The 23,100-nt window shown below is 44.6% G+C and carries 16 protein-coding genes; 1 reads left to right on the top strand and 15 read right to left on the bottom strand.

The features are described 5' to 3' along the window. Positions 1-17: 17 nt before the first annotated feature. Complete coding sequence (rapA, locus tag QWZ07_RS24160; RefSeq protein WP_192854100.1) at positions 18-2,927, bottom strand: RNA polymerase-associated protein RapA; 2,910 nt, start codon at positions 2,925-2,927, stop codon at positions 18-20. Between the two features lie 456 nt (positions 2,928-3,383). On the opposite strand from rapA, the gene QWZ07_RS24155 reads away from it, so the two are divergent. Continuing rightward, positions 3,384-4,763 carry a PhoH family protein gene (locus QWZ07_RS24155; protein ID WP_029225732.1) on the top strand — a complete coding sequence of 460 codons (1,380 nt, stop codon included), beginning with the start codon at positions 3,384-3,386 and terminating at the stop codon, positions 4,761-4,763. A gap of 120 nt (positions 4,764-4,883) precedes the next feature. On the opposite strand, the gene tldD is transcribed toward QWZ07_RS24155, so the two are convergent. From tldD to QWZ07_RS24085, 14 genes are all read right to left on the bottom strand, one after another. After that, positions 4,884-6,329, bottom strand: coding sequence for a metalloprotease TldD (tldD, locus tag QWZ07_RS24150; protein ID WP_192854099.1), 1,446 nt, complete (start codon positions 6,327-6,329; stop codon positions 4,884-4,886). 19 nt (positions 6,330-6,348) lie between these two features. After that, positions 6,349-7,161, bottom strand: coding sequence for a carbon-nitrogen hydrolase family protein (locus QWZ07_RS24145; RefSeq protein WP_192854098.1), 813 nt, complete (start codon positions 7,159-7,161; stop codon positions 6,349-6,351). A gap of 74 nt (positions 7,162-7,235) precedes the next feature. Continuing rightward, positions 7,236-11,108: a YhdP family protein gene (locus QWZ07_RS24140; protein WP_192854097.1), complete on the bottom strand. Its 3,873-nt coding sequence runs from the start codon at positions 11,106-11,108 to the stop codon at positions 7,236-7,238. Between the two features lie 10 nt (positions 11,109-11,118). Next, a complete protein-coding gene (gene rng, locus QWZ07_RS24135) occupies positions 11,119-12,588 on the bottom strand; it encodes a ribonuclease G (RefSeq protein ID WP_017105386.1) in 1,470 nt (489 codons plus the stop codon). A 20-nt stretch (positions 12,589-12,608) separates the two neighbouring features. After that, complete coding sequence (locus QWZ07_RS24130; protein WP_065105657.1) at positions 12,609-13,232, bottom strand: Maf family protein; 624 nt, start codon at positions 13,230-13,232, stop codon at positions 12,609-12,611. A gap of 7 nt (positions 13,233-13,239) precedes the next feature. Further along, positions 13,240-13,728, bottom strand: a complete 489-nt coding sequence (gene mreD, locus QWZ07_RS24125) for a rod shape-determining protein MreD (RefSeq protein WP_017073030.1) — start codon at positions 13,726-13,728, stop codon at positions 13,240-13,242. Continuing rightward, positions 13,718-14,605, bottom strand: coding sequence for a rod shape-determining protein MreC (gene mreC / locus QWZ07_RS24120; protein ID WP_017109347.1), 888 nt, complete (start codon positions 14,603-14,605; stop codon positions 13,718-13,720). Before mreC ends, mreD begins: the two co-directional genes overlap by 11 nt. A gap of 94 nt (positions 14,606-14,699) precedes the next feature. Continuing rightward, positions 14,700-15,743 carry a rod shape-determining protein gene (locus QWZ07_RS24115; protein ID WP_017062957.1) on the bottom strand — a complete coding sequence of 348 codons (1,044 nt, stop codon included), beginning with the start codon at positions 15,741-15,743 and terminating at the stop codon, positions 14,700-14,702. 150 nt (positions 15,744-15,893) lie between these two features. Next, positions 15,894-20,390, bottom strand: a complete 4,497-nt coding sequence (locus QWZ07_RS24110) for a DUF6701 domain-containing protein (protein ID WP_192854096.1) — start codon at positions 20,388-20,390, stop codon at positions 15,894-15,896. A 5-nt stretch (positions 20,391-20,395) separates the two neighbouring features. Further along, positions 20,396-20,839: an MSHA biogenesis protein MshP gene (locus tag QWZ07_RS24105; RefSeq protein ID WP_192854095.1), complete on the bottom strand. Its 444-nt coding sequence runs from the start codon at positions 20,837-20,839 to the stop codon at positions 20,396-20,398. Next, positions 20,829-21,572, bottom strand: a complete 744-nt coding sequence (locus QWZ07_RS24100) for a PilW family protein (RefSeq protein ID WP_192854094.1) — start codon at positions 21,570-21,572, stop codon at positions 20,829-20,831. The genes QWZ07_RS24105 and QWZ07_RS24100 overlap by 11 nt, the downstream gene beginning before the upstream one ends. After that, positions 21,572-21,958 carry a type IV pilus modification PilV family protein gene (locus QWZ07_RS24095; protein WP_050651979.1) on the bottom strand — a complete coding sequence of 129 codons (387 nt, stop codon included), beginning with the start codon at positions 21,956-21,958 and terminating at the stop codon, positions 21,572-21,574. Before QWZ07_RS24095 ends, QWZ07_RS24100 begins: the two co-directional genes overlap by 1 nt. A 2-nt stretch (positions 21,959-21,960) precedes the next feature. Continuing rightward, positions 21,961-22,467, bottom strand: coding sequence for a prepilin-type N-terminal cleavage/methylation domain-containing protein (locus QWZ07_RS24090; RefSeq protein ID WP_192854093.1), 507 nt, complete (start codon positions 22,465-22,467; stop codon positions 21,961-21,963). Between the two features lie 150 nt (positions 22,468-22,617). Then, on the bottom strand, positions 22,618-23,082 hold the full coding sequence (locus tag QWZ07_RS24085; RefSeq protein ID WP_050651981.1) for a prepilin-type N-terminal cleavage/methylation domain-containing protein: 465 nt from the start codon (positions 23,080-23,082) through the stop codon (positions 22,618-22,620). Positions 23,083-23,100 lie beyond the last annotated feature (18 nt).

Genomic DNA, 23,100 nt, shown 5'->3' with positions numbered 1-23,100 from the left:
ATTTAGCTAATTCAAAACTAGTTGTGAGAAACCACAATCAAGCGTAACGAATCCAGCTGAACTTGAGCTTTGCTGATGTAACCCGTCAGTTCATTGATTTGAGCTTCGATAACCTCTAGCTCTTCATCACGAATGTTAGGGTTAACTGCTTTAAGCGCTTGTAGACGCTCTAACTCACCGTTCAAGTTAGTTTGCATATCTTTCTGAGCTTGCTGACGAACTTCTTCAACCTTCGGTAGTACATGCGTCTCACCTGCTTCGATTAGCTTGTGAATCTCGCCTTGTACCGAGTTCACTAGCTTGCTCGCTAAATGACGGTTTACCGGGCTGAGTTGACGGTTAAAGCTATCGAATTCAACCTGAGCAGATAAATCGTTACCACGGCCATCCATCATCAAGCGAATCGGAGTCTTAGGTAGGAACTGGCTGATACCGCTGCGCTTTGGCGCTTGTGCATCCACAAGGTAAACCAACTCAAGTAGAATCGTACCGACGGGCAGCGCTTTGTTCTTCAGTAGAGATACCGCAGACGCACCCACACCTTCGCTCAATAGCAGATCAATACCGCCCTGAATCATTGGGTGTTCCCAGCTAATGAAGTTCATGTCTTCACGAGAAAGCGCTGTTTCACGGTCAAACGTAATCGTTGCACCTTCATAAGGTAAGCCTGGGTAGCTTGGCACCATCATGTGTTCAGAAGGTGTCACGACTAACGCATTTTCACCCTTGTCATCTTGGTTCAGACCAATGGTATCGAACAAGCTCAGTGCAAAAGAAACGAGGTTAGTATCACCATCGGTAGAAGCAATTTTCTCTGCAATCTCATGGGCTTTATCGCCACCATTTGAATGCATCTCTAGTAGGCGATCTCGGCCTTTTTCTAGATCCGATTTCAGGCTTTGATTAAGCTTCGCTGATTCTTCAATCACTTCATCAAGCTGCTCGGTGTTACCAGAAGCCAGCATTTCAATCAGTACATCAGAATACTTATCGTAAACTGTGCGACCAGTAGGACAAGTCTCTGCGAATGCATTCAGACCTTCATCGAACCAACGCGCTAGAATCGCTTGCGATGTGCCTTTTAGGTAAGGGACATGAATGTCGATATCACGAAGCTGACCGATACGGTCCAAACGACCAATACGTTGTTCAAGTAAATCTGGGTTAAACGGTAAATCGAACATCACCAACTGGTTAGCAAACTGGAAGTTACGACCTTCAGAACCGATTTCGCTACAGATAAGCACCTGAGCGCCGCCCTCTTCTTGAGCAAAGTAAGCCGCAGCTTTATCACGCTCTAGAATCGACATGACTTCGTGGAATACCGTTGCACGCACACCTTCACGCTCACGTAGAGCTTGTTCCAGTTGCAGAGCCGTACTCGCACGCGACGCGATCACTAGGATCTTCTCGCTGCGCTTATCTTGAATCTTTTCAATCAACCAGTTAACACGTGAATCGAACTGCCACCAGCTTGAGTCTTCACCTTCAAACTCTTGGAAAATCTCTTCTGGGTACAGCATCTTCATTGCACGAGCTTCTGGCGCCATCTTGCCACCGATCATGCCTGATACACGCATCGAGGTTGTGTACTGCGTTGGAATGTCCATCGGCAGTAGGTTTACATTACGCTTAGGGAAGCCTTTGATTGCAGCACGTGTGTTTCTAAATAGAACACGGCCTGTACCGTGGCGATCCATAAGGTTATCAATCAATTCTTGGCGAGCTAACGCTTGCTCTTCTTCACTGCTGTCGCCTTCGATAACGCGGAATAGAGGCTCAACATCTTGCTCAGACAGAAGTTCTGTAATTTGGTTCTTCGCGCTGTTTTCAAGCTTCACGCCAGAGAACAATGCCGTTACAGCATCAGCAACAGGGGCGTATTGGTCTTCTTCTTCAACGAATGCTTCGTAATCGTAGAAGCGATCAGGATCAAGCAGACGCAGACGCGCAAAGTGGCTCTCACGACCAAGCTGTTCAGGGGTCGCTGTCAGTAGTAGTACGCCAGATGTGTTTTCAGCTAAGCCTTCAACCACTTGGTATTCACGGCTTGGCTTATCTTGGCTCCACTCAAGATGGTGTGCTTCATCGACAACCAATAGATCCCACTCACCTTCAAGAGCTTGCTCGTAACGCTTGCGGCTCTTACGTAAGAAGTCCAATGAACACAGAACGTATTGTTGAGTATCAAATGGGTTATCTGATTCTGCAAAAGACTCAATGCAGCGCTCTTCATCAAAGATAGAAAAGTGTAGGTTGAAACGACGCATCATCTCTACCAACCATTGATGTTGTAGCGTTTCAGGCACCACAATCAAGATACGTTCAGCACGGCCAGACAACACCTGTTGGTGGATGATCATGCCCGCTTCGATGGTTTTACCTAGGCCAACTTCATCGGCGAGTAAAACACGCGGAGCGTGACGACGACCCACTTCATGAGCAATGTAAAGCTGATGAGGGATAAGACCTGCACGCATACCACACAAGCCGCGCATTGGGCTTTTATGTTGTTGATATTGGTTGCTTAAAGCACGGTAGCGCAAGACAAAGTTATCCATGCGATCAATTTGACCTGCATACAATTTATCTTGCGGTTTATTAAAACGGATTTGGTTGCTTAAGAAGATTTCTCGTAGAGTCACATCCGCTTCTTGAGTATCTTCACGAGTACCCATGTAAGTCAGAATGCCTTTGTCTTCGATCACTTGCTCAACCGATAAAGACCAACCCTCTTGGCACTCGATGACGTCGCCTACATTAAACGTTACTCGGGTTACGGGAGCATCCGTTCGTGCATACACACGATTCTCTTCTGATGCTGCAAACATTACTGTCACTGTTCGAGCATCCATTGCTACAACGGTACCTAAACCTAAATCGCTCTCCGTATCGCTTATCCAGCGTTGCCCCAAAGCAAATGTCATGAATCGACTACCTCAATCTTATAGTTGGAATTTGGTCTTTTTAACTAAATTGTTATCAGAATTTTCTGACTCTCAAAATAAAAATATAGCTAAAAATGCCTAATTTGCAGCCACTTTTAAAGTGCGCTTAAGATAAAAATCATCTTAAGGAAATGGTGCAGAAAAAGGTCGCTAATCTTACTCGATGCTGTGATTTAGGTCACGTCTAAAGGCTGCTATTTCATGCTTTTTTTCTGTTTTCGCTAATGCAATCAAACTGTCAAAAATTCATGGTTACTCTAGAGGGAGTAGATAAGTTATTTCGAGCAGACTCTTCATATTTGAGCTATTACTACTAGAGGTAGGATCTACTCGGTGTACTTTTGATAAGTGCTTGATAGTAATGCCGTCAAACACATCAAGAGTTTGCTAGCGTTCAATCAACCCATTCGAGCCACGTGGTGGCAAGGAGATGCTATGGGCGATACCAATCGGAAATTATTTGTTCTAGATACCAATATCTTACTTCACGAACCCTTTGCTATATTTTCGTTTCAGGAACACGATGTCGTCATCCCAATGACGGTACTCGAAGAACTCGACAGAATTAAGGACAGTAAACGCGATGTTGCTCGCGATGCCAGAGTCGCAATCAGAGCATTAGAAGATCTTTTCCATGACGCAACCCCAGACAAAATATCCGAAGGCATTCCTTTCTCAACCGATGTAAGCGCTTCAGGCACTATTTCAATACTCGCAGACTACGAACTCCAAGAAAGCATTAAAGCCTTTGCCGACGATAAGGCTGGTGACAATCGCATTCTCAATGGTGTGTTGTACTTACAAAATAAACGAGCGCCACGAGAAGTGGTACTCATTACCAAAGACATCAACATGCGCTTGCGAGCTAAAGGTGCTGGTGTACGCTTTGTTGAGGACTACCAAACCGACCAATTAATTGATGACGTTCAATACCTCACTAAGGGCTTTCAACAGCTTGAAGGGTCATTTTGGGACGGTATAGACAATGTTGAGAGCAAGAGTCTTGGAGGAAAAACACTGCATACCCTCGCAAGAACACCATTTGAACCCACGTTCATCAATCAATATATTATTGACCAAGACAGTGACTTTGCAGCTCGTGTCGAAGAGATTGAACCGGAAACCATCACCCTGCGAGACCTAAGCCGAGAACGATTAATGAACCGCAGGGCGTGGGACATTACGCCAAAGAACATCTACCAAGGCATGGCGATCGATGCGTTACTTGATCCCGATATTGATTTGGTGATTTTAACCGGTGCTGCGGGGAGCGGGAAAACTTTGCTTGCCATGGCAGCCGCTCTTGAACAAACCATTGAGCGCAAACATTTCGATAAGATCATCGTAACCCGAAATACACCTGACATCGGCGAATCCATTGGTTTCCTTCCCGGAACCGAGGAAGAGAAGATGTTGCCTTGGTTAGCTGCGGTGACCGATACACTCGAAGCGCTGCATAAGAATGATCACTGTACCGAAGGATCGATGAAATACATCTGCGATAAAGCCAATATCCAGTTCAAATCGATCAACTTCATGCGTGGCCGCTCGATCCAGAATGCGTTTGTACTGCTGGATGAGTGTCAAAACCTCACCGCTTCGCAAATAAAAACCATCATCACTCGTTGTGGTGAAGGCACCAAAATTGTCTGTTCAGGCAACCTGGCTCAGATAGATTCTTCCTACTTAACCCCTGTGACATCAGGCCTCACCTACATGGTCGAGCGTTTTAAAAACTTCGAAGGCAGTGCCAATATCCACCTTAATGGTGTCGTGCGAAGCCGACTGGCGGAGTTTGCTGAAGAGAACATGTAGACAGTTATATTTGTTCACTAAATCAGCAACCTAAAAACAAAAAAGCGCCTCACATTGGAGGCGCTTTCAATCTATTTTATGACGAGAGATTTTGAAGCTAACTCGTGCTGCTGACCTGAATTACTCAGTACCACCAACCGTTAGTGAGTCTAATTTCAATGTTGGTTGACCAACACCCACAGGCACACTTTGACCAGCCTTACCACACACACCAACACCACGGTCGATGCTTAGGTCATTACCAACCATAGATACTTGCTGCATCGCTTCGATGCCAGAACCGATTAACGTTGCACCTTTCACTGGGTGAGTGATCTTACCGTTTTCAATCATGTACGCTTCAGAAGCCGAGAACACGAACTTACCAGAAGTAATATCAACCTGACCACCACCGAAGTTCGGTGCGTAGATGCCTTTATCAACCGTAGCAATGATCTCTTCCGGTGTGTGCTCACCCGGTAGCATGTATGTGTTGGTCATACGCGGCATTGGAAGATGCGCGTAAGACTCACGACGTCCGTTACCTGTTGGTGCCACACCCATTAGGCGAGCATTCAACTTGTCTTGCATGTAGCCTTTTAGGATGCCGTTTTCGATTAGCGTGTTGTACTGGCCATTCACACCTTCATCATCCACGTTCAATGAACCACGAAGATCAGTCAATGTACCGTCATCAACAATCGTACATAGGCTTGATGTAACTTGCTCGCCCACTTTGCCAGAAAAGACTGAAGATTCTTTACGGTTAAAGTCACCTTCTAAACCGTGGCCTACCGCTTCGTGTAGAAGAACGCCCGGCCAACCAGAACCCAGAACAACTGGCATTGCGCCCGCAGGAGCAGCAACAGCTTCAAGGTTAACCAGCGCTTGGCGAATAGCTTCATCAGCAAATTGGTAAGCAACTTGAGAGCCATCAACATCACTTAAGAAGAAATCGTAACCAAAACGACCACCGCCACCAGCGCTGCCACGTTCACGACGATCGCCTTTCTGCGCAAGTACACTGATTGATAGACGAACTAACGGGCGAACATCACCAGCGAAAGTGCCGTCCGTCGCAGCAACAAGCATCTGCTCGTGTACACCGCTTAGACTCACTGATACTTCAGTGATCATAGGTTCTTTGGTGCGAATGTAAGCATCAAGTGCTTTTAGTAATTCTGTTTTCTGCTGTTTTTCCCAGCTTGCTAGCGGGTTAACTGCGTCATAGTAAGCTTGGTTCGAGTTACGCTTGAATGCATGAACTTTACCGTTCTGACCTTGCTTTGCAATACCACGAGCTGCAATGGCGCTCTGCTTAAGGCCATCCAATTGGATTTGATCTGAGTAAGCAAAACCGGTTTTTTCGCCCGATACTGCACGAACACCAACACCGCAGTCGATATTAAAAGAGCCATCTTTAATAATGCTATCTTCTAGTACCAACGACTCGTGCCAGCTCGATTGGAAATAGATATCAGCATAATCAATTTGGCGGGTAGCAATGCTCGCCAGTGTATCTGCGATATTTTGCTCCGTCAGCCCTGTCGGGGTTAGTAGCGCTTCTTCAATTTGATTAATGCTCATAAATGGCTCTTGTTTAAAATTAAAATTGATTGGTAAATCGAGAGTGCTGCGCTATTGGCATATTCTGCCTGATCGATTCGCAACTGGATGTGTCTATCTCAACCACCATACTTTTAGGGTCTTGGTCTAACTGTGCGACCACTCGCCCCCATGGATCAACCACCATTGAGTGTCCCCATGTTTCTCTTTGGCAAGGATGCTTTCCTCCTTGCCCTACCGCGACAATCCAAGACTGAGTCTCGATGGCACGGCATCTTAATAAAGCTTCCCAATGTGCTTGGCCAGTAACAGCGGTAAACGCTGCGGGAACCACGATGATCTGCGCCCCTTGCTTGCGTAACTCTGAATACAAGTGAGGGAAGCGCACATCATAACAAATACTCAAACCTAAGCGACCAAAAGGCGTTTCCGTTGTCACAACTCGGTCACCCGGCGTGAAAATATCGGACTCGCGATAACATTTATGCGCATCGGCGACATCAACATCGAACATATGCAGCTTATCGTAATGAGTCACTAGAGCACCAAAATCATCGATAACCAATGTGGTCGTGGTGACGCCTGCAGCCGTTCGGATTGGCATGCTACCGACAACGATCCAAACACGGTGTCGCTTTGCTAGCTCCGATAGTTTCTGCTGCAAAGGCCCATTATTAAGAGGTTCTGCATATTGGTGATAATCGGCTTTGTTGCCGAACACTAATGCATTCTCAGGACAAACAACCCACTTCGCCCCTAACGCTTTGCACTTTGCTACCTCGTGTTCAAGGTAATCAAGGTTATGCTCAGGGACTGGGCCTGAAGTCATTTGAATCAATCCAACACAATCCATGTGCACCGCTTCTCCATTCATTATGATTCAGAAATCCGAATTTAGCCGCAAATAAACTAACTCGCATCTAACGACTATTCCGCTAATTTCCTCAGTTTCTCTGGTAACTGAAACTCACCTGAGCTACGCGAAAGCTCGCTGACTACTGGCGAATCCAACGGCCCTTTTACTGAATAATTTACTTGAGTAAAGACCTCAACAACCGGTGAAATAACCGTGGTCACCGCCAATACATACAACGCAGTTTGTGGGGTTACCGCAAACGCCGTTAATACAGGGATTCCTGACGTGATATCTGGAGTGAAGTTGACCTCTGCATCGACCTGACGAGTGTTCAGATTCGCGATACCTTTGATCTTCATCTCACCAGCAACCGCATCCATGTTCAGATCATTGGTTAAGAAGATACCATTTTGGATTTCGCCAGTACCCGTAATGCTGTTGAATGCCATGCCTTTATCAAACACATCAGAGAAATCGAGCTGCATCTTACGGATAATCGAATCTAGACTAAACAGGCCAAGCAATCGAGCCGCGCCACTTACGTCCGAGATGAAGCCTTTACCCAACTTGGTTTTAACGTTGCCGTCAATGGTATCCATTTGAATACCCCACGGAGAACCGTCCCACTCAAGCTGACCTTCCAATGCAAAAGGTGCTTTTTGAATCCCGGAAGTAATACCGAAGCGCTCCATTAACTCACTGTTGTTTTCACCTTCGACATCAATAGATAACGATGAATGACTCTTGTCACCATTCAGAGCCCACCAGCCGCTCACATCGGCTTTATTGTTTCCGCTTCGGACTTGAATCTTGTTCCACTCAAGACGATCGTCTTGTCTTGCTAGCTCAACATTGACCTTACCGACTTTATAGCCTTGCAACCAAAAATCGTTCAGTGTCAGCTTAAGATTAGGCATCGCATCATAGATCTTTTTATCGAGTTCAGAGATCAATGGTGCTTCTTGCTCTTTCCGTTGCAGCAGTTGTTCTTGATTTGCTTTATCACTCCACTCAGGAACAAACAAATGCAGGCGCTCTAGAGACACCGTTAGATCGTAAGGGGGTAAGTAATTGATATCCCCTTCAATCTCTTGGCTAGAAACTTCCATCTGCCACGCTTGTTTGTTCTTGCGAGCACTAAAATCGACATCATTCCAAGCTATGCCGCCTAAGATCAGCTCTTTACTCTCAAAAGTAATACGGCTAGGCGCAGGAATGGTTGGCGTATTCATTTGGCTAAGTACAGCGGTTGATGGCTTCACGGGTTCCATCACAACCGACAACCAATCATCGGCATTAAATTTATCAGTACGGATTAAAGCATGATGCCCAACAACAGGACTAATTTTATAACCACCACGCCCCAACACTAAATTGGTTGCAGTAAGCTTGGGAACCTCACCCGTGATATCAATTTCAGCCTGATACTTGGTATTCGGCAGTTGCAGACGCGCAGTAATAGCCTCTTGGTTACCCGAGGCTTGTAGCCTAGCAGAACCACTCTCCAAGGATTTTTTCACCAATGGATAAGGGTAATCACTGGCTAAATATTTAAGATCTGACTGTAAGTCTAACTGGTAACTGAAGCCTATATCGTTGAGTTGAATATCAATCTGGCTTTGCCATTGCGCATGACCCGACAGGCGACTCAACCACTGTTCGCCAATATAAGGCTCTAGAGGTTTCACGTCCCAATCACCTAAAACATCGATATCAACCGCATAACCTGGACCGTCATTAAGGCCTTTAAAATCAACAGAGATGCCTTGTTTTAGTAAGTCAGCGGCTAAGCCATTCGCCGTAATCACATCATTATCAAACTCAATACGTCCGGTGGTGTTTTCGAGCACCATTGGCGGAGCTTCAATCTCAACATGGTTATCTTTAAGATCGGCATAGCCCCACGCTCTTGGCTCTTTATCAGAATCAAACGGAATATTGAGTTGGAATTCAGACGATACATCACCACTCACTTGCAGCGCCGTTAACGCAGCACCCACAGAGTCGACCAATGGTGAGGCCGTCATGTAATCACGAACCGCATTACCCGAAGCCGTAGCCTTCGCTTCAATCTCGATATGACCGCCTTCCCCTAAGTAAGGAATACGCCCAGTAATACGGTCAGCCGTTACGTCCATCAATTGAGCAGAGCGCGAATCAAGATGCATCGCATCATTTTCAAACAGGAGATCAAGCTGAAGATCGGTAATCAGTGGCCACGCCGTATCAAAACTGAACTTCGCATTTTCTAGGCCAACCCAAACTTGGAAGATCCCATCATGGTTAGTATATGGGTATTGATCCAGCTCACCGTGCCATAACAATTTCACCGTATCGGCTTTGCCCGCTTGAATCGCAGTTGAAAGGTAATCGGTTAGATCTTGTCCAAGTGCCAACGTCGGTAAATAACGCCATGTTTCGCCGACATTGTAAGCGTCCGCTTCACCGTAGAAAGACAAGAACGGGCTCGCATCATTCGGGAAGTCCAAACGAAATGCACCTAAAACTTGTAAGTCTGGCGTTGCTGCGGTGATCTTATCTGACCAAAGCTTCCAGCCGTTTTCATCTTGCTGCCAAACAATATCAACCTGACCTTGCTTGATATTGAGAGGCGCTTGGAATACGTCGCCATAAGGGAACACATCATCAATAACGTGCAAACTGGCTTTCGCTTGTGACGCAGAACCAAACACGCTGCCTGATACTTGGCTAAAGCCCGGGACGAGTTCCCATTGCTCGATGGCAAGATCACTAAAGCTCGCTGAATAACGTAAGCTTTCGATGCCTGAATCCATTGAAACCCGAATATCAGAAACTGATCCACCCGGCTTCAACGAATTGATCATTTTGGTTGATTGCGCAGAATCTGGCATCAACTTGATTAACGGGGTAATAGTTTCCACATCAAGTTCAGAAACATTAAGTTCCCACGGGCCTTTATTCCATTTGAAGGCAACATCGAGTTCAGGCCAAGGCCTATCATCCGTTCTAAGGTTAAGTGAGTGGCCATTCACTTGCCAACCATCATCAATGGGAGACAACTTAAAGACGCCTGATTCAAACATCAAATCATGTTGGCCATCTTCGTTCCAGCTCAACTCCGAAGGCAGCACTTCTACGTAGGCATTTACCGGCTTGCTGTTTTGTAGGGTGACCCAACTATTCAGGCTAACCGTGCCCGTTTCTATGCCGGACTCAGCCTGCATGTAACGGGTTAACCATGGTTTAACCGAGATGTTGTCTGCACTCACATAGAACTCACCAGTTACATCGGTCAATGAGCCACCATCGACAAAGTTAGCGCTTACTGACAACGAGTTAAGATTGGCGTCTTTAATGCTAACCACACCTTCCGCGAGGTGGTGCTTACCTGAGTTTTTCCACTTTAAGGTTTCGATATCGAGCTGACGTTCTTCATCAGAGATGGTTCGATAAAGAAGAGAGGAATCTTTGGCGGTCACATCCACTAACGTTTTGAGGAGTAAGTTATCCAGCTCTTGCATCACCCGCTTTGAAGAGCCCGATTTTTTAGGTTTATCTTTGCCGTTCTGACCGGCAAACAGATCGACCGAACGTATATCCAGATACATTCGATTCATAACAAGGTCTGCAACAACAGGACGCATCTGTACCAGAGATTGAATCAAATCAAATTCAACTTCGACACGTTCAACAGAGAAGGTCACATCTTCAGCATTAGGAAGACGGGCTTGAACGCCTTGCAGCGCAATAGAGGGATGAGTGTTACGCCAAAAGCCACCCACATCTTGAATAGAAAACTCAAAACCGGAATGTTGGTTTACCCAAAGCTCAATTTCAGATTGATACTTATTTAAATTGGGCAAGGCGACACGCAGTGTAGTCACAGCAATGGCTAGCGTTACTAAGAGAGTAACCACTAACCACAGACACGTACGTAAAATCAGAGTAACACTAGAACTCACAAAATATCCATTACATCATAACGACATCAAACTGCTCTTGTATGTACAGAGGCTCAGCCTGAATTTTCACTTGTTTACCAATAAAGACTTCAAGTTCAGCAAGCGCATGAGACTCTTCACCCTCTAATGCCTCGGCAACCGCTGCTGCCGCATAAACCACGAACTTATCCGCATCGTACGCACGATTTACACGAGTAATTTCTCGAAGTATTTCATAACAAACGGTTTCGACTGTCTTCACACTGCCACGACCTTCACAGGCAGGACAGCTAGAACACAGAATATGCTCAATACTTTCACGGGTACGTTTACGAGTCATCTCAACCAAACCAAGCTGTGTGAAGCCATTAATATTGGTTTTCACACGGTCTTTATCGAGCGCCGCTTCTAAAGAAGTTAGTACTCGCTTACGGTGTTCTTCAGACAACATATCAATAAAGTCGATAATGATGATGCCACCTAAATTACGCAGGCGAAGTTGGCGAGCAATCGCTTGTGTCGCTTCTACGTTGGTATTGAAAATCGTCTCTTCTAGATTACGACGACCAACAAAGGCACCAGTATTGATGTCGACAGTTGTCATCGCTTCGGTTTGGTCGATAATTAAATACCCACCAGACTTCAATTCTACTTTACGATCCAGTGAACGTTGAATCTCATTCTCCGTGTCGTACATATCGAAGATGGGTTTATCACCTTCGTACAGCTCAAGCTTGTCGGTAAGCTCAGGTACGTACTCCGAAGTAAACTCTTTCAGATTTTCAAATTCGAGTCGAGAATCGACCTGAATCTTACTCAGCTCAGTACCCACAAAATCACGTAAGATACGCTGACTTAAGCACAGCTCACCATATAAGCGCGTACGAGCCTTATGCTTACCACGGCGCTCTACTACTTTGAGCCACAAACGCTTCAAGAAAGCAGCGTCTTGCTCAAGCTCATGAAAATCAGCGCCTTCAGCGGCAGTACGGATGATAAAACCACCGTGCTCATCACAGTAACGAGATACGGCTTTTTTAAGACGATTACGTTCTGACTCGCTTTCAATACGCTGGGAAACACCGACATGACTTGCTCCCGGCATAAACACCAAGTAACGAGATGGCAAGGTGATATCAGTCGTTAAACGAGCGCCTTTTGTTCCAAGAGGATCTTTAACAACCTGAACCACAATATCCTGACCTTGACGAACAAGCTCAGAAATATCACGTACCTGAAACTGCTTCTTTTCATTTTCAGCAACACATTCAGTGTGCGGAACAATGTCTGAGGCATGTAAAAATGCTGCTTTCTCAAGGCCTATATCCACAAATGCAGCCTGCATTCCAGGAAGAACACGGCTTACACGTCCTTTATAGATATTTCCTACGATACCGCGTCGAGCATCTCGTTCGACATGGATCTCTTGAAGAGCTCCCCCTTCAATCATGGCCACACGAGTTTCACTCGGGGTCACGTTCAGCAACAATTCAGCACTCATGGTGCACCTCAGATTAGTAATTATAAGAATTCTTGCAGTAGCTGGTCCGTTTCAAACAAAGGTAAGCCGACAACGGCGTAATAACTACCTTCAATTCGGGTGACAAAGCGTCCACCCAAACCTTGAATCCCATAGCTACCGGCTTTGTCGCATGGCTCCCCTGTTTGCCAGTATTGTTCTATTTCTTTTTCACTGAGGGGTTTAAACCATACGTCGGTAATAATGATTTCTGTTTTTTGTTTTTCAGCAGAAACGACAGAAACGGCCGTCATTACTTGATGACGTTCATTCGCTAACTGAGTAAGCATACGCTTAGAATCAGCAAGGTCTGCAGGCTTCTCGAGCACTTGTCCTTGGCTAACGACTACGGTATCAGAACCGAGTACAACTGCATCTAAGCTAGGAACTACAGTATCAGAACCAGGAACGACATGCTGCTCTTCAGAAGCATTAACTTGTAATAAAGAAAGTGCCGCTAAGGCTTTATCTAAAGATAGTCGCTTAACGTACTCTTCGGCGGTTTCTTGGGCGTGTTTACACTCTTCCACATTAGTCACAAGAACAGAAAACTCATAACCAAGTTGGGATAGCAATTCTTTGCGGCGTGGTGAACCGGATGCCAAAACTAAATGTTTCTTTTCCATTGTCATATTACCTCACATGCCAATGGCGACGGACTCGTCTCATTAATAAAAACATCCACGGCCAAAGTATACAGTTAATCAATGCGCTCCATAGCGATAATGGATTAAAAACGACATCTTGGATCAAATATTCACCAAAGAAGATCAACACCTCAAACAATACCGTCAAAGCCGCTATGATCATCGCTTGTTGCCACAGTGCCATGTTACGGATTACCAGGAAGTTCATCGCAATAATGTACATCACAATTGCCATCATCATCCCACGAATACCTAACGTCGAACCGATCAAAAGATCCCACAATAAGCCTAAAATCAAAGCGCTACCCACGTTAACACGGTGAGGTAAAGCTAACACCCAATAACAAGTCACCAATAGTAACCAAGATGGTCTGAATAGATCCAAACTACCGGGCCAAGGGATCGTTTGCAGAATAAGCGCTATCAAAAATGAGCAACCAATTACTACCTTGCTTCTTAAAACGCTATTGGCCATCTTCGCCCTCTAACAATGCTTGTTCTATGCTGGATTGTTCCGCTTGCATCTGTTTGTTTTCATCAGGCCATACAAGCAGCAAGTATCTGAGCTTATCAAACTCAACCACTGGTTCTGCTTTGATAACGGCGAACTCACGTTTCGGGTCGTAATCAACCGCAGAAACATAAGCGACTGGATAACCTTCTGGATATACACCCCCCAAACCAGAGGTCACAAGTAGATCTTCTTCTTGAATATCAGTACTGGTTGGAATGTGCTCTAGCTGAATCTCATCGATGTTGCCATTACCCGAAGCAATCACACGAATGTCGTTACGAATAACCTGCACGGGAATCGCATTGTTTGCATCAGTGAGTAGAAGGACACGGCTATTATGAGCAGCAACAAAGGTCACCTGACCGACAATGCCTTTCTCGTTGATCACCGGTTGGCCTTCATATACTCCGTCAATCTGACCTTTGTCGATCACGACTTGGTGACGATAGGGTGAAGTATCAACGGCCATAACTTCTGTGACGACTTTCTTCTCATCACGGATAAACGGTGAGCCTAATAGCTTACGAAGGCGCTTGTTTTCCTCTTGATATTGCTCAAGCAGAATCAGCTCGCTCTTCAGGCGCAAGACTTCTCGTTTAATATTATGGTTGGATTCGATTAGCCCTTTGCGAGTGCTAAAACGGTCGTATACACCATCGAACATAGTGCGAGGCAAGTTGGCTGCATATTGGATAGGCGCAACCATGCTGTTCAATAGATAGCGGACATTTGAGAAAGCATCTAAACGACTATCAGCCAGCATAAGGCTGGCTGATAAAATTACAGCAAAAAACAGGCGCAATTGTAGAGAGGGACCTCTACCAAAAATTGGCTTCATTCTATATTTGGTCCTAGAGCTACATTTGATCCTATAGACAAGGTCCTAGGCTCTTTACATAAAACTAGATAAGAAAAGAGCCTAACACTAGATATTATTCTTCGCTGAACAGATCGCCGCCGTGCATGTCGATCATCTCTAGGGCTTTACCGCCACCTAGAGCAACACACGTTAGTGGCTCTTCTGCAACAACAACAGGGATACCTGTTTCTTCTGTTAGCAGACGATCAAGGTCTTTAAGCAGTGCACCACCACCAGTTAGTACCATACCGTTTTCTGAGATATCAGAAGCCAGCTCTGGTGGACACTGTTCAAGTGCAACCATGACTGCAGATACGATGCCAGATAGAGGCTCTTGAAGCGCTTCAAGGATTTCGTTTGAGTTTAGGCTAAAGCTACGAGGAACACCTTCTGCAAGGTTACGACCACGTACTTCGATCTCTTCCACTTCATCGCCAGGGTAAGCTGAACCGATTTCGTGTTTGATCTTCTCTGCTGTCGCTTCACCGATCAAGCTACCGTAGTTACGACGAACGTAGTTGATGATCGCTTCATCAAAACGGTCACCACCAATACGAACAGAAGACGAGTAAACCACACCGTTCAGTGAGATAACCGCAACTTCAGTAGTACCACCACCGATATCAACCACCATTGAACCTGTTGGCTCAGATACGCGTAGGCCAGCACCAATCGCTGCAGCCATAGGCTCGTCGATAAGGTAAACCTCACGAGCACCAGCACCCAGCGCTGATTCACGGATAGCACGACGCTCAACTTGCGTTGAACCACAAGGAACACAAACCAAGACACGAGGACTTGGTTTAAGAACACTGTTGTCATGCACTTGTTTGATGAAATGCTGAAGCATTTTTTCGGTTACGTAAAAGTCGGCAATTACACCGTCTTTCATCGGGCGAATCGCTGAGATGTTACCAGGCGTACGACCAAGCATTTGCTTAGCAGCGTGGCCAACCGCAGCGACACTCTTTGCAGAACCCGCGCGATCTTGGCGAATAGCTACAACTGAAGGCTCATCAAGAACGATGCCTTGGCCTTTTACATATATAAGGGTATTGGCTGTACCTAAATCAATCGATAGGTCGTTTGAAAACATGCCACGAAGTTTTTTAAACATATTCTTCGCTCATCCTGCAAGAATTAGAAGACAAAAATTGCACTAAATGTACCAATGCCTTGCTGTCACGGCAAGGCATTGAAGTATAAACATGGACTGAAACCCGCAATTTCTTACAGATTCCTAACTTAAGGGGCAAAAATTATATTTTTACTGACCTGTTAAACCACTTTCACCTCGGTAGATCACACGATCGTTACCGCGATAGATACCAAATGTGACGACGGTGGAGGGATCTTGCTCTCCATTTCTATCACTTGTAGCCTGTGGACTGGCCCAGTTGTAGCGCAGCCAAGACATATCGTTAGCGCCGCTATCAAGTTCTAGCCACATCTGAGTTTGCTGGCGCACCTGAGTTGAATGGGTAACGGTAATGTTATTTAACTCACCATCTACTACAGTTCCACTCCCACTAAACGTCAACGTATCTGCGGTTTGATTTTCCTCAACCCAGATATCTACATTTCCTGAAGAATCATTGACTGATTGAACTTCGGTCGTAGAGTCACCATCAGAGTCAAGATCACTAGTAATAAATCGTTCTCCATTCCAAAACTCAACACGCAACGGAACCGTAAGTGTACTGTTTATCGTTCCACCCACACTATCAAGAGCGACACGACCAAAACGAAGCACAGGCTGAGATTCTAGTTGATCTCCGTCATCCCAAAATTCTATTGGGTCAGTGCTACTCTCTAGCGTAATACGGATATCAGTCGATTCTCTTCCAGAACCATCATTAAATGGCCCATCTTCATACCCCATAGCAGTGTCTGCTTTACTCCAACACAAACTGTTGGCGTTGCCATCACTACAATGACCTGTTGGTGTAGCAGAGAAAGTCCCTATGCTCTGTTCTGTACCCGCCCATGTTGCATGACCAAAGTCAGGGAACCGCAACCTATTGGGCATCACATTGTCATAAAGATTGAAACGAGCTTGCACGACTGAATCAAAGAGTTGGTAATTCTCAACTGCCTGTGGTGACGTCCCACCGGAAAGCGCTTCAACATCAAAACTCACTTTGTCAAAATTCTGATTCATGTAATTGAAAGCCGTTTGAGCTCCAAAGTAGTCCCAATCTTCACCTACAACTTGAAAGTATCGTGGATAGAATCGACCAAGTTCTCTCGCTCCTGGATCAATTCCACCTTCAATCGCATCGTAGAATGTATTATTTGACTGCGCCTGGAAATGAAAACTCCCTACCTCTGTTACCGATAAATTGCTAAATTCAAGCTCGGTTGTCGTGCTGTGGTTGTCTATTGCATCACCGCCGCTCATTAAGCCAGCAATCCCATTACTTGGTGTAGCAAGGCTATGAACCAACTCTACTGAAGTATTGGTCGCAGAGTCATCTACATAGAAATTTTCTGTTGTAGCTAGACTACAAAACGGAGAATTAGGTCGCTTTTGGAATAACCGAAACGGGCCTGTTTGGCCATCAACACTACTATCAACATTCACGTCTAAAGCAGCACTCCAAACAACGGGTTTTACATTAAGAGAAAAGCTCTCGCGGGCAGGCATAAAGCCAACCCCACCAGTACTATTACCGTCAGTGCCATTAATACTTGGTGGAGGACAAACTGCAAATGTCCAAGGTCGAGATTTGACCTCTTTCGTGCCTGTATATTCTTTACACTTCTCCACACCATCTTCATCGGTAATACATTGTTTATCACTAAGAGTAAATGTTACCTGTCCAGCTTCTGCGTATTTAATTTCAGAATTCGCTACCACTTTCCCATTCTCAGAAACAAAAGTTAGCTCAAGAGGGGCGACGCCTGCGCTCGGAGGGGTGACGCCTGCACTCGGAGAACTAACCCAGTCACCATCTTTGTCGAGTATTTCAATCGAGGCTGAATTCAAAGGAGAGCTTGGATAAATATAAGAAACATTCGATAACGACACTTCCGAATCACCCAAGTAGCTAGTATCCGAGATAGGTGTACCCCCGGCATCACATTCTAATGGGGAGATAGCAATAGCTTGTGATCGACCTGCTATGAGGTTTAAAGGGGTTGGCAAAATTTCAAAACGTTCCGGAACAAACTGATAGTTCACAGCATTAGATACATAGTCTTGCCCGGTGATAGTAATACTAGCCATTGCGTCGATTGTTTGAACAACATTAGAGTCAACAGAGAATGTCGCTACGCCAGATTGAGCCATTGCTGTATCAAGCGTATTTCCATTTGAAGACAAAGTAACAGTTCCGTTGAACGAAGTGTCAATGACCTTATTATTGTAAACCTTCGCAGTCGCTGTGATCGCCTCGCAAGTTAAAGCAATATCGATTTCCGGAGACAAAACAACTTCATAGTCCGACGTTTCAACCGGACAGCTCAGGTCATTATTAATGATCTTTCCGTCTGGAGAAAGGGTTATGTCAAAGGCTGTGACTCGACCATTGATGACACCTTGCCCGCTCGATACCTCTACTGTCCCTCTACTAAACACATCTGCAGTTAAGCTATGTTTTACCACCACAGATGCAGAAGAAGAGCCTTTGTTTTCTGCCCAAAGCCTCATCGAGTAGCTATTATTATTAAACCTTGCCCCACCATTCAAGGTGAAAGTGTTTACGATTAATGTTGTATCTTTCGAAAGTGTAATAGAGCCACTTCCAGTTACGATTAAGTGTTCAATATAGTAAACATCATCCGTCAGTGTTATGCGGCCGTCGCCACCAGTTGAAACCGTATTATAAGTCCCTCCAGCTAAATTATGATTACCACTACCAGCGGTGAAATCATTACCCGTCGTCCAATCAACAGAAACCACATCAGGTTCAGATACATATAGATTATCAGACTCAATACATTTTCCACGGTCACACTGCTTAAAGCTGTTTGGATCTGTCGGAGTATTGGGATTACTTGGATCTAAGCGAATACCGATCGCACCTGAGCGGTTATATGTTCCATTGATCTGAATTGCCGTTGTATTTGATGTCCAAGTTAGCTCGCTAGCATGATCCCAAGACTGGACAGCAAATGGAGTGACACTACAAACTGGAGGAAGCTCAGTGGTTTTCTTTTGAAATGCTAAGTATCCACCTAATTCAGGGATATGACTACGTTCGTTACGATCTTCATCCATTGCAAATGTGGCTTCATTACCATTAATTTCACATCGACGTACCCAACCGCCATCACCACCCAAGCGCTGTTGTTTGTTACCAATAATACCGGTTATTTCAGTCAAGGCAGTAGTCGCTGTCGAATTTCTACAGCCATCAAGTAGAGAACTGTATGTGCCCGATTGCCTCTCGATATTGAAGTGCTCAAATTGAATAAAACTATTCTTACTCGCCAGTTTTCCTGACGGTTCAGATGCTAGGAAAGCTAGCCTTTCAACTCGATTATTAAAGTTAGCGTTTCCTGTTTCGGAAAGCTCAATAAACAACCTAACCTGGTCTAATTGGTTACCTTGATGCCGACGCCCGGATGTCATCCACGCTTGAGAATTGGAATTAGTTTGTAATTGGTGAAGCACGACCGGAGTCGAGTTGAATCCCTCCCCTCCGAATCTGGAATAAGGGACGATAGCTTCGTTAACACTACCTCTTCGACGAATAGCGGCATTGGTATCGACATAACCTGCAACAAGCTTGTGACCATCAATTTCTACTGTTCCAGGCTCAATAACAAAATAGCTAATTTCCGTCATCGGAACTTCTTGATACGAAAAGCGCAAATCAGGCTGACTATCTTGGTCTATCCAGACACTGGATGAATTTTCATCTATTGACGAAGTAATCTTTAATCGAGAAGGCGCATCATAATCGGGGTCGGTTGTTTTGACTGTCGGCATAACGAAAACTAGAGGAGCGATCTCATAGTCTTCGAGAAACTCAATCTCACAAGGCATCCCCGTGCACTGTTTTACACCAAACTCATACTTGGCATTAGTTGAATATATCGGTGACTCATTATCACAGTTAACTGGAAGACTGGTGTTTAAGATCGAATCATTCTTCAAGTGTACTTTTTTACCTGTTATGGTTCCGGTAAAATAAACATCTTCTTCTAAGTCAACATGATCGTCAGAAACGATATGTGCGTAAACACTATTGTCCGTTTCAATTTTAATGTGAGACTTATCTGTACCAACCAAGAAGAATTCATTCCCACTGTTACCTCTATTGTAACTAATGAAGGAATCATCTTTCATCTTGAACTTATCAACATAGAGAACAACATCACCGGAGACTCTTAGGCTCGAATCATCCTTTAGCTCTATTTCTTTCGACGTGAAATAAGTCCCGCTTGGAAGAACGATACTTTGCCAATCCTCTAGCTTAATCTTGTTACCAGAAACAAAGTTCGGTACACCTGGTAGTAATTCAATGTCGGTAGCGTTATTTGGAATCGTAAAATTAGGTGATTGAGCCAGAATTTTTGAATTGTCGGCAGAGCAAGCATTTCGCCCACAAGACCCACCATGGTTTTTCTTAATTGAACTGAATCCAACCCCTGCTGAATTGCGAATATAACCATCATCTTTAAATTCAACTTCTCCACCACTGCCACTCCACGTTTGTACGCTGGCGCTAGGACAAAGCCCTCCCGGAAAAAGTTCAGCATGAGCACTAACACTCAACAGAGAAAGAGTCAGTATGCCAACTAGTTTTCGAAACATGCTCATTACTCCCTCACCCACAATTCTTGATTTCGCTGCACTTGGCTTACACCTGAACCACAAATTACCGAAGACTCCATAACATAAAAATTCATATTACCTAACCGACCACGGTTTTCGCATTCCAAACGGTGCAATTTGCATGAGATTGTCGCACTTTCAACTAAACTCTCAGCAAAATTACTAATATCGGGAGACATTTTTTCTTTACATAAAGCAGATACAGCTGACGAAGCCGCAGGATCTGGGTCAGGATAAAACTGAGTCATCACATACTCATTCACTGAGTGACTGAGCAGCCAAGCTTGAGTCCCCATAACTGAACGGGTATTAACATCGTGAGTCGACCAACTGGTACGCGTTAAACTTGTCGCAAGAAAGCCAACAATAACAATCACAAAAATAACAATGACAAGTGCACTACCACGCTGTTGATAATTACGGGACATTGAGCACCTGCACTTCTTGTTCAAAGGTAGTGGTTTCACCATTAACAGTAAATGTAAGGGTTAGATCTACAATTCCGTTTTGCTGAACCGTAGCCGGAGAATATAAAAGGGAGCTTTGAGCAACATTTAATTTATCACTAATGATAACTGGCGCTCCACCATTGGTTCTTGTTAAAAAATCATCGCCAGAAAGACAGTATTCAACAGGATTGTCATCGTTAAAAATATAGTGTCTGTTGCTCACAGAGCCTCCCACCAACTCGCTAGCTTGGCCAGCTAAAGTGAACGCAGCTCCCGACACACCAGCGCCAGTAGCTTGGCTGATATTAGTTAATGGGAATACATTATCGATATTAGTAATTTCTTCGTAAGAGCGCGTTGGGTTGATGACCATTGATAAATTTTGTAGTGATTGAACATCGCTATCAGAATCGCTTACTAAAAAATTGACATCTGCCCCAGAAACAACATAGAAGCCTGAATCTACAATCGGATAGAAAGATACACAACCGCTGGATACTGCTGAAGGGAATAAATTAGGCACAGCATGCCTCATCTCGCGTGATATTTTTTCAATAACAAAATTGGCTTCAGTTTGTAAGCGATAACGTTCTACCGTACCAAAATAACCTTTTACACCCACTTCCGTGAAATTAGCTAAACCTAGCAACAAAATGCTAGATACAACGATGGCTAAAATCAGTTCGATCAATGTAAAGCCTTTCATTCGCATCAATAGTTCCCCTTAAAAGCATTAAAGGACACTGTTGGCTGCGAGCTTGCGGTAACTTCGACAATGACAGATTTAAGATTACTAGCAGCCCCGGATACAGGCTCTACAGCAACCTCTATTTGAAAATTTGTATAAGTAGAGGCGTCTTGTATTAGATTGCTGAGATCCGTCTCGCCATTAAACGCATCAATATCGTTATAGCTTTGAGCGAGCAACCTAGACATAACACTACCTCCTAACGCTGAAGCTCTGTTGTAATAATTGGCATCACTGGATTGAGCTGACTGCGGTGCTAAAAAAGAGGAAAGTGTAAGCGCCGCAAACCCCAGTAAGACGATTACAATCACTGATTCGATTAAAGTGAATCCTTTGGCATTGGTTGTCATTATCAACACCCTCCTATTTCAGCAGAAACGAATCCTTGTTCATTGATACATACCCAAACACGGTTACTAGTGTTTCTTTGTTCACTGATTGCGATGCCTACTCCGGCGGAAGCTACAAATAAAGGGTTACCAAGGAGATCAAATTCAAGAATATTCTCGGTGAGGTTTGGCTGGTATTCGAATGAGTATTCGTCATCCATCACACGATCACTTCTTGGCTCCGTGTTTTCATCTGAGGAACACGCATTAGGAGAGCCTAGGCAATTGCTGTTTGCGAAAAGTCGAAAGTTATCTGAGTCTAGGCTTGAAGACGAATCAATATTTGATTGCATACGATTGACTTGCACTTGCCTCACAACTGATATCACTTGATCCTGCAAAGCGTAAAGTTCAAAACTACTTCGACCGGACATACGTGATACAGCAGTAACAGATACGATGGCGATGATAATGATAACAATGATCAGCTCTACCAGAGTAAAGCCTTTGGATGTGGGGCTGTTATCCATAATGAGCCTCTAACTGCCTAGCGAATACTGATTATACAAGATAATGAAGATATCGATCTTATGTATATGAATAGTTTTGATATTAATGTGTAGTAGATAGAAAAAAGGCCAGCAGTAGCTGGCCTCTTCATACATTAACAATAAGCGAACTTATTGACAGTTTGTATTGCTTGCACTTGACACTACACGAGCTGTAGCTTGAGCTGATGATGTTGCAGCTGTGTATTGAACACAGAAGTCTGTGTAACCAGTAAAACCATATTCGATAGTGTCACCTTGAGCAGTACCACCGCCAGCAAGAATGTTGAAGCCATCCATATCAGTTGCATTACCGATACCAGCTGAAGTAGCTTCTGGGTAGCCAAAAACCGTGTTAATTGTCACGTTATTTTCAGTAATTGATGCAGCAGCACTAGCTTCTAGACCAGCAATCGCTGACTTACCAAATACAATACCCGATGCGCCATTCATTGCACCAGCAAGACCTTGAAGCGCTGACTCTTTCGCATCATCTTGCAGGTTTAGGAAACGTGGTGCCGCAGTTACAGCAAGAATACCTAGAATAACAATTACAACCACTAGTTCGATTAGGGTGAAACCGCCTTGTCTTTTCATAGTTAAGCTCTCTCTATG

The sequence above is a fragment of the Vibrio lentus genome (genome assembly GCF_030409755.1).
Lineage (GTDB): Bacteria > Pseudomonadota > Gammaproteobacteria > Enterobacterales > Vibrionaceae > Vibrio > Vibrio lentus.
This window is presented reverse-complemented; position numbering and strand designations above follow the sequence as displayed.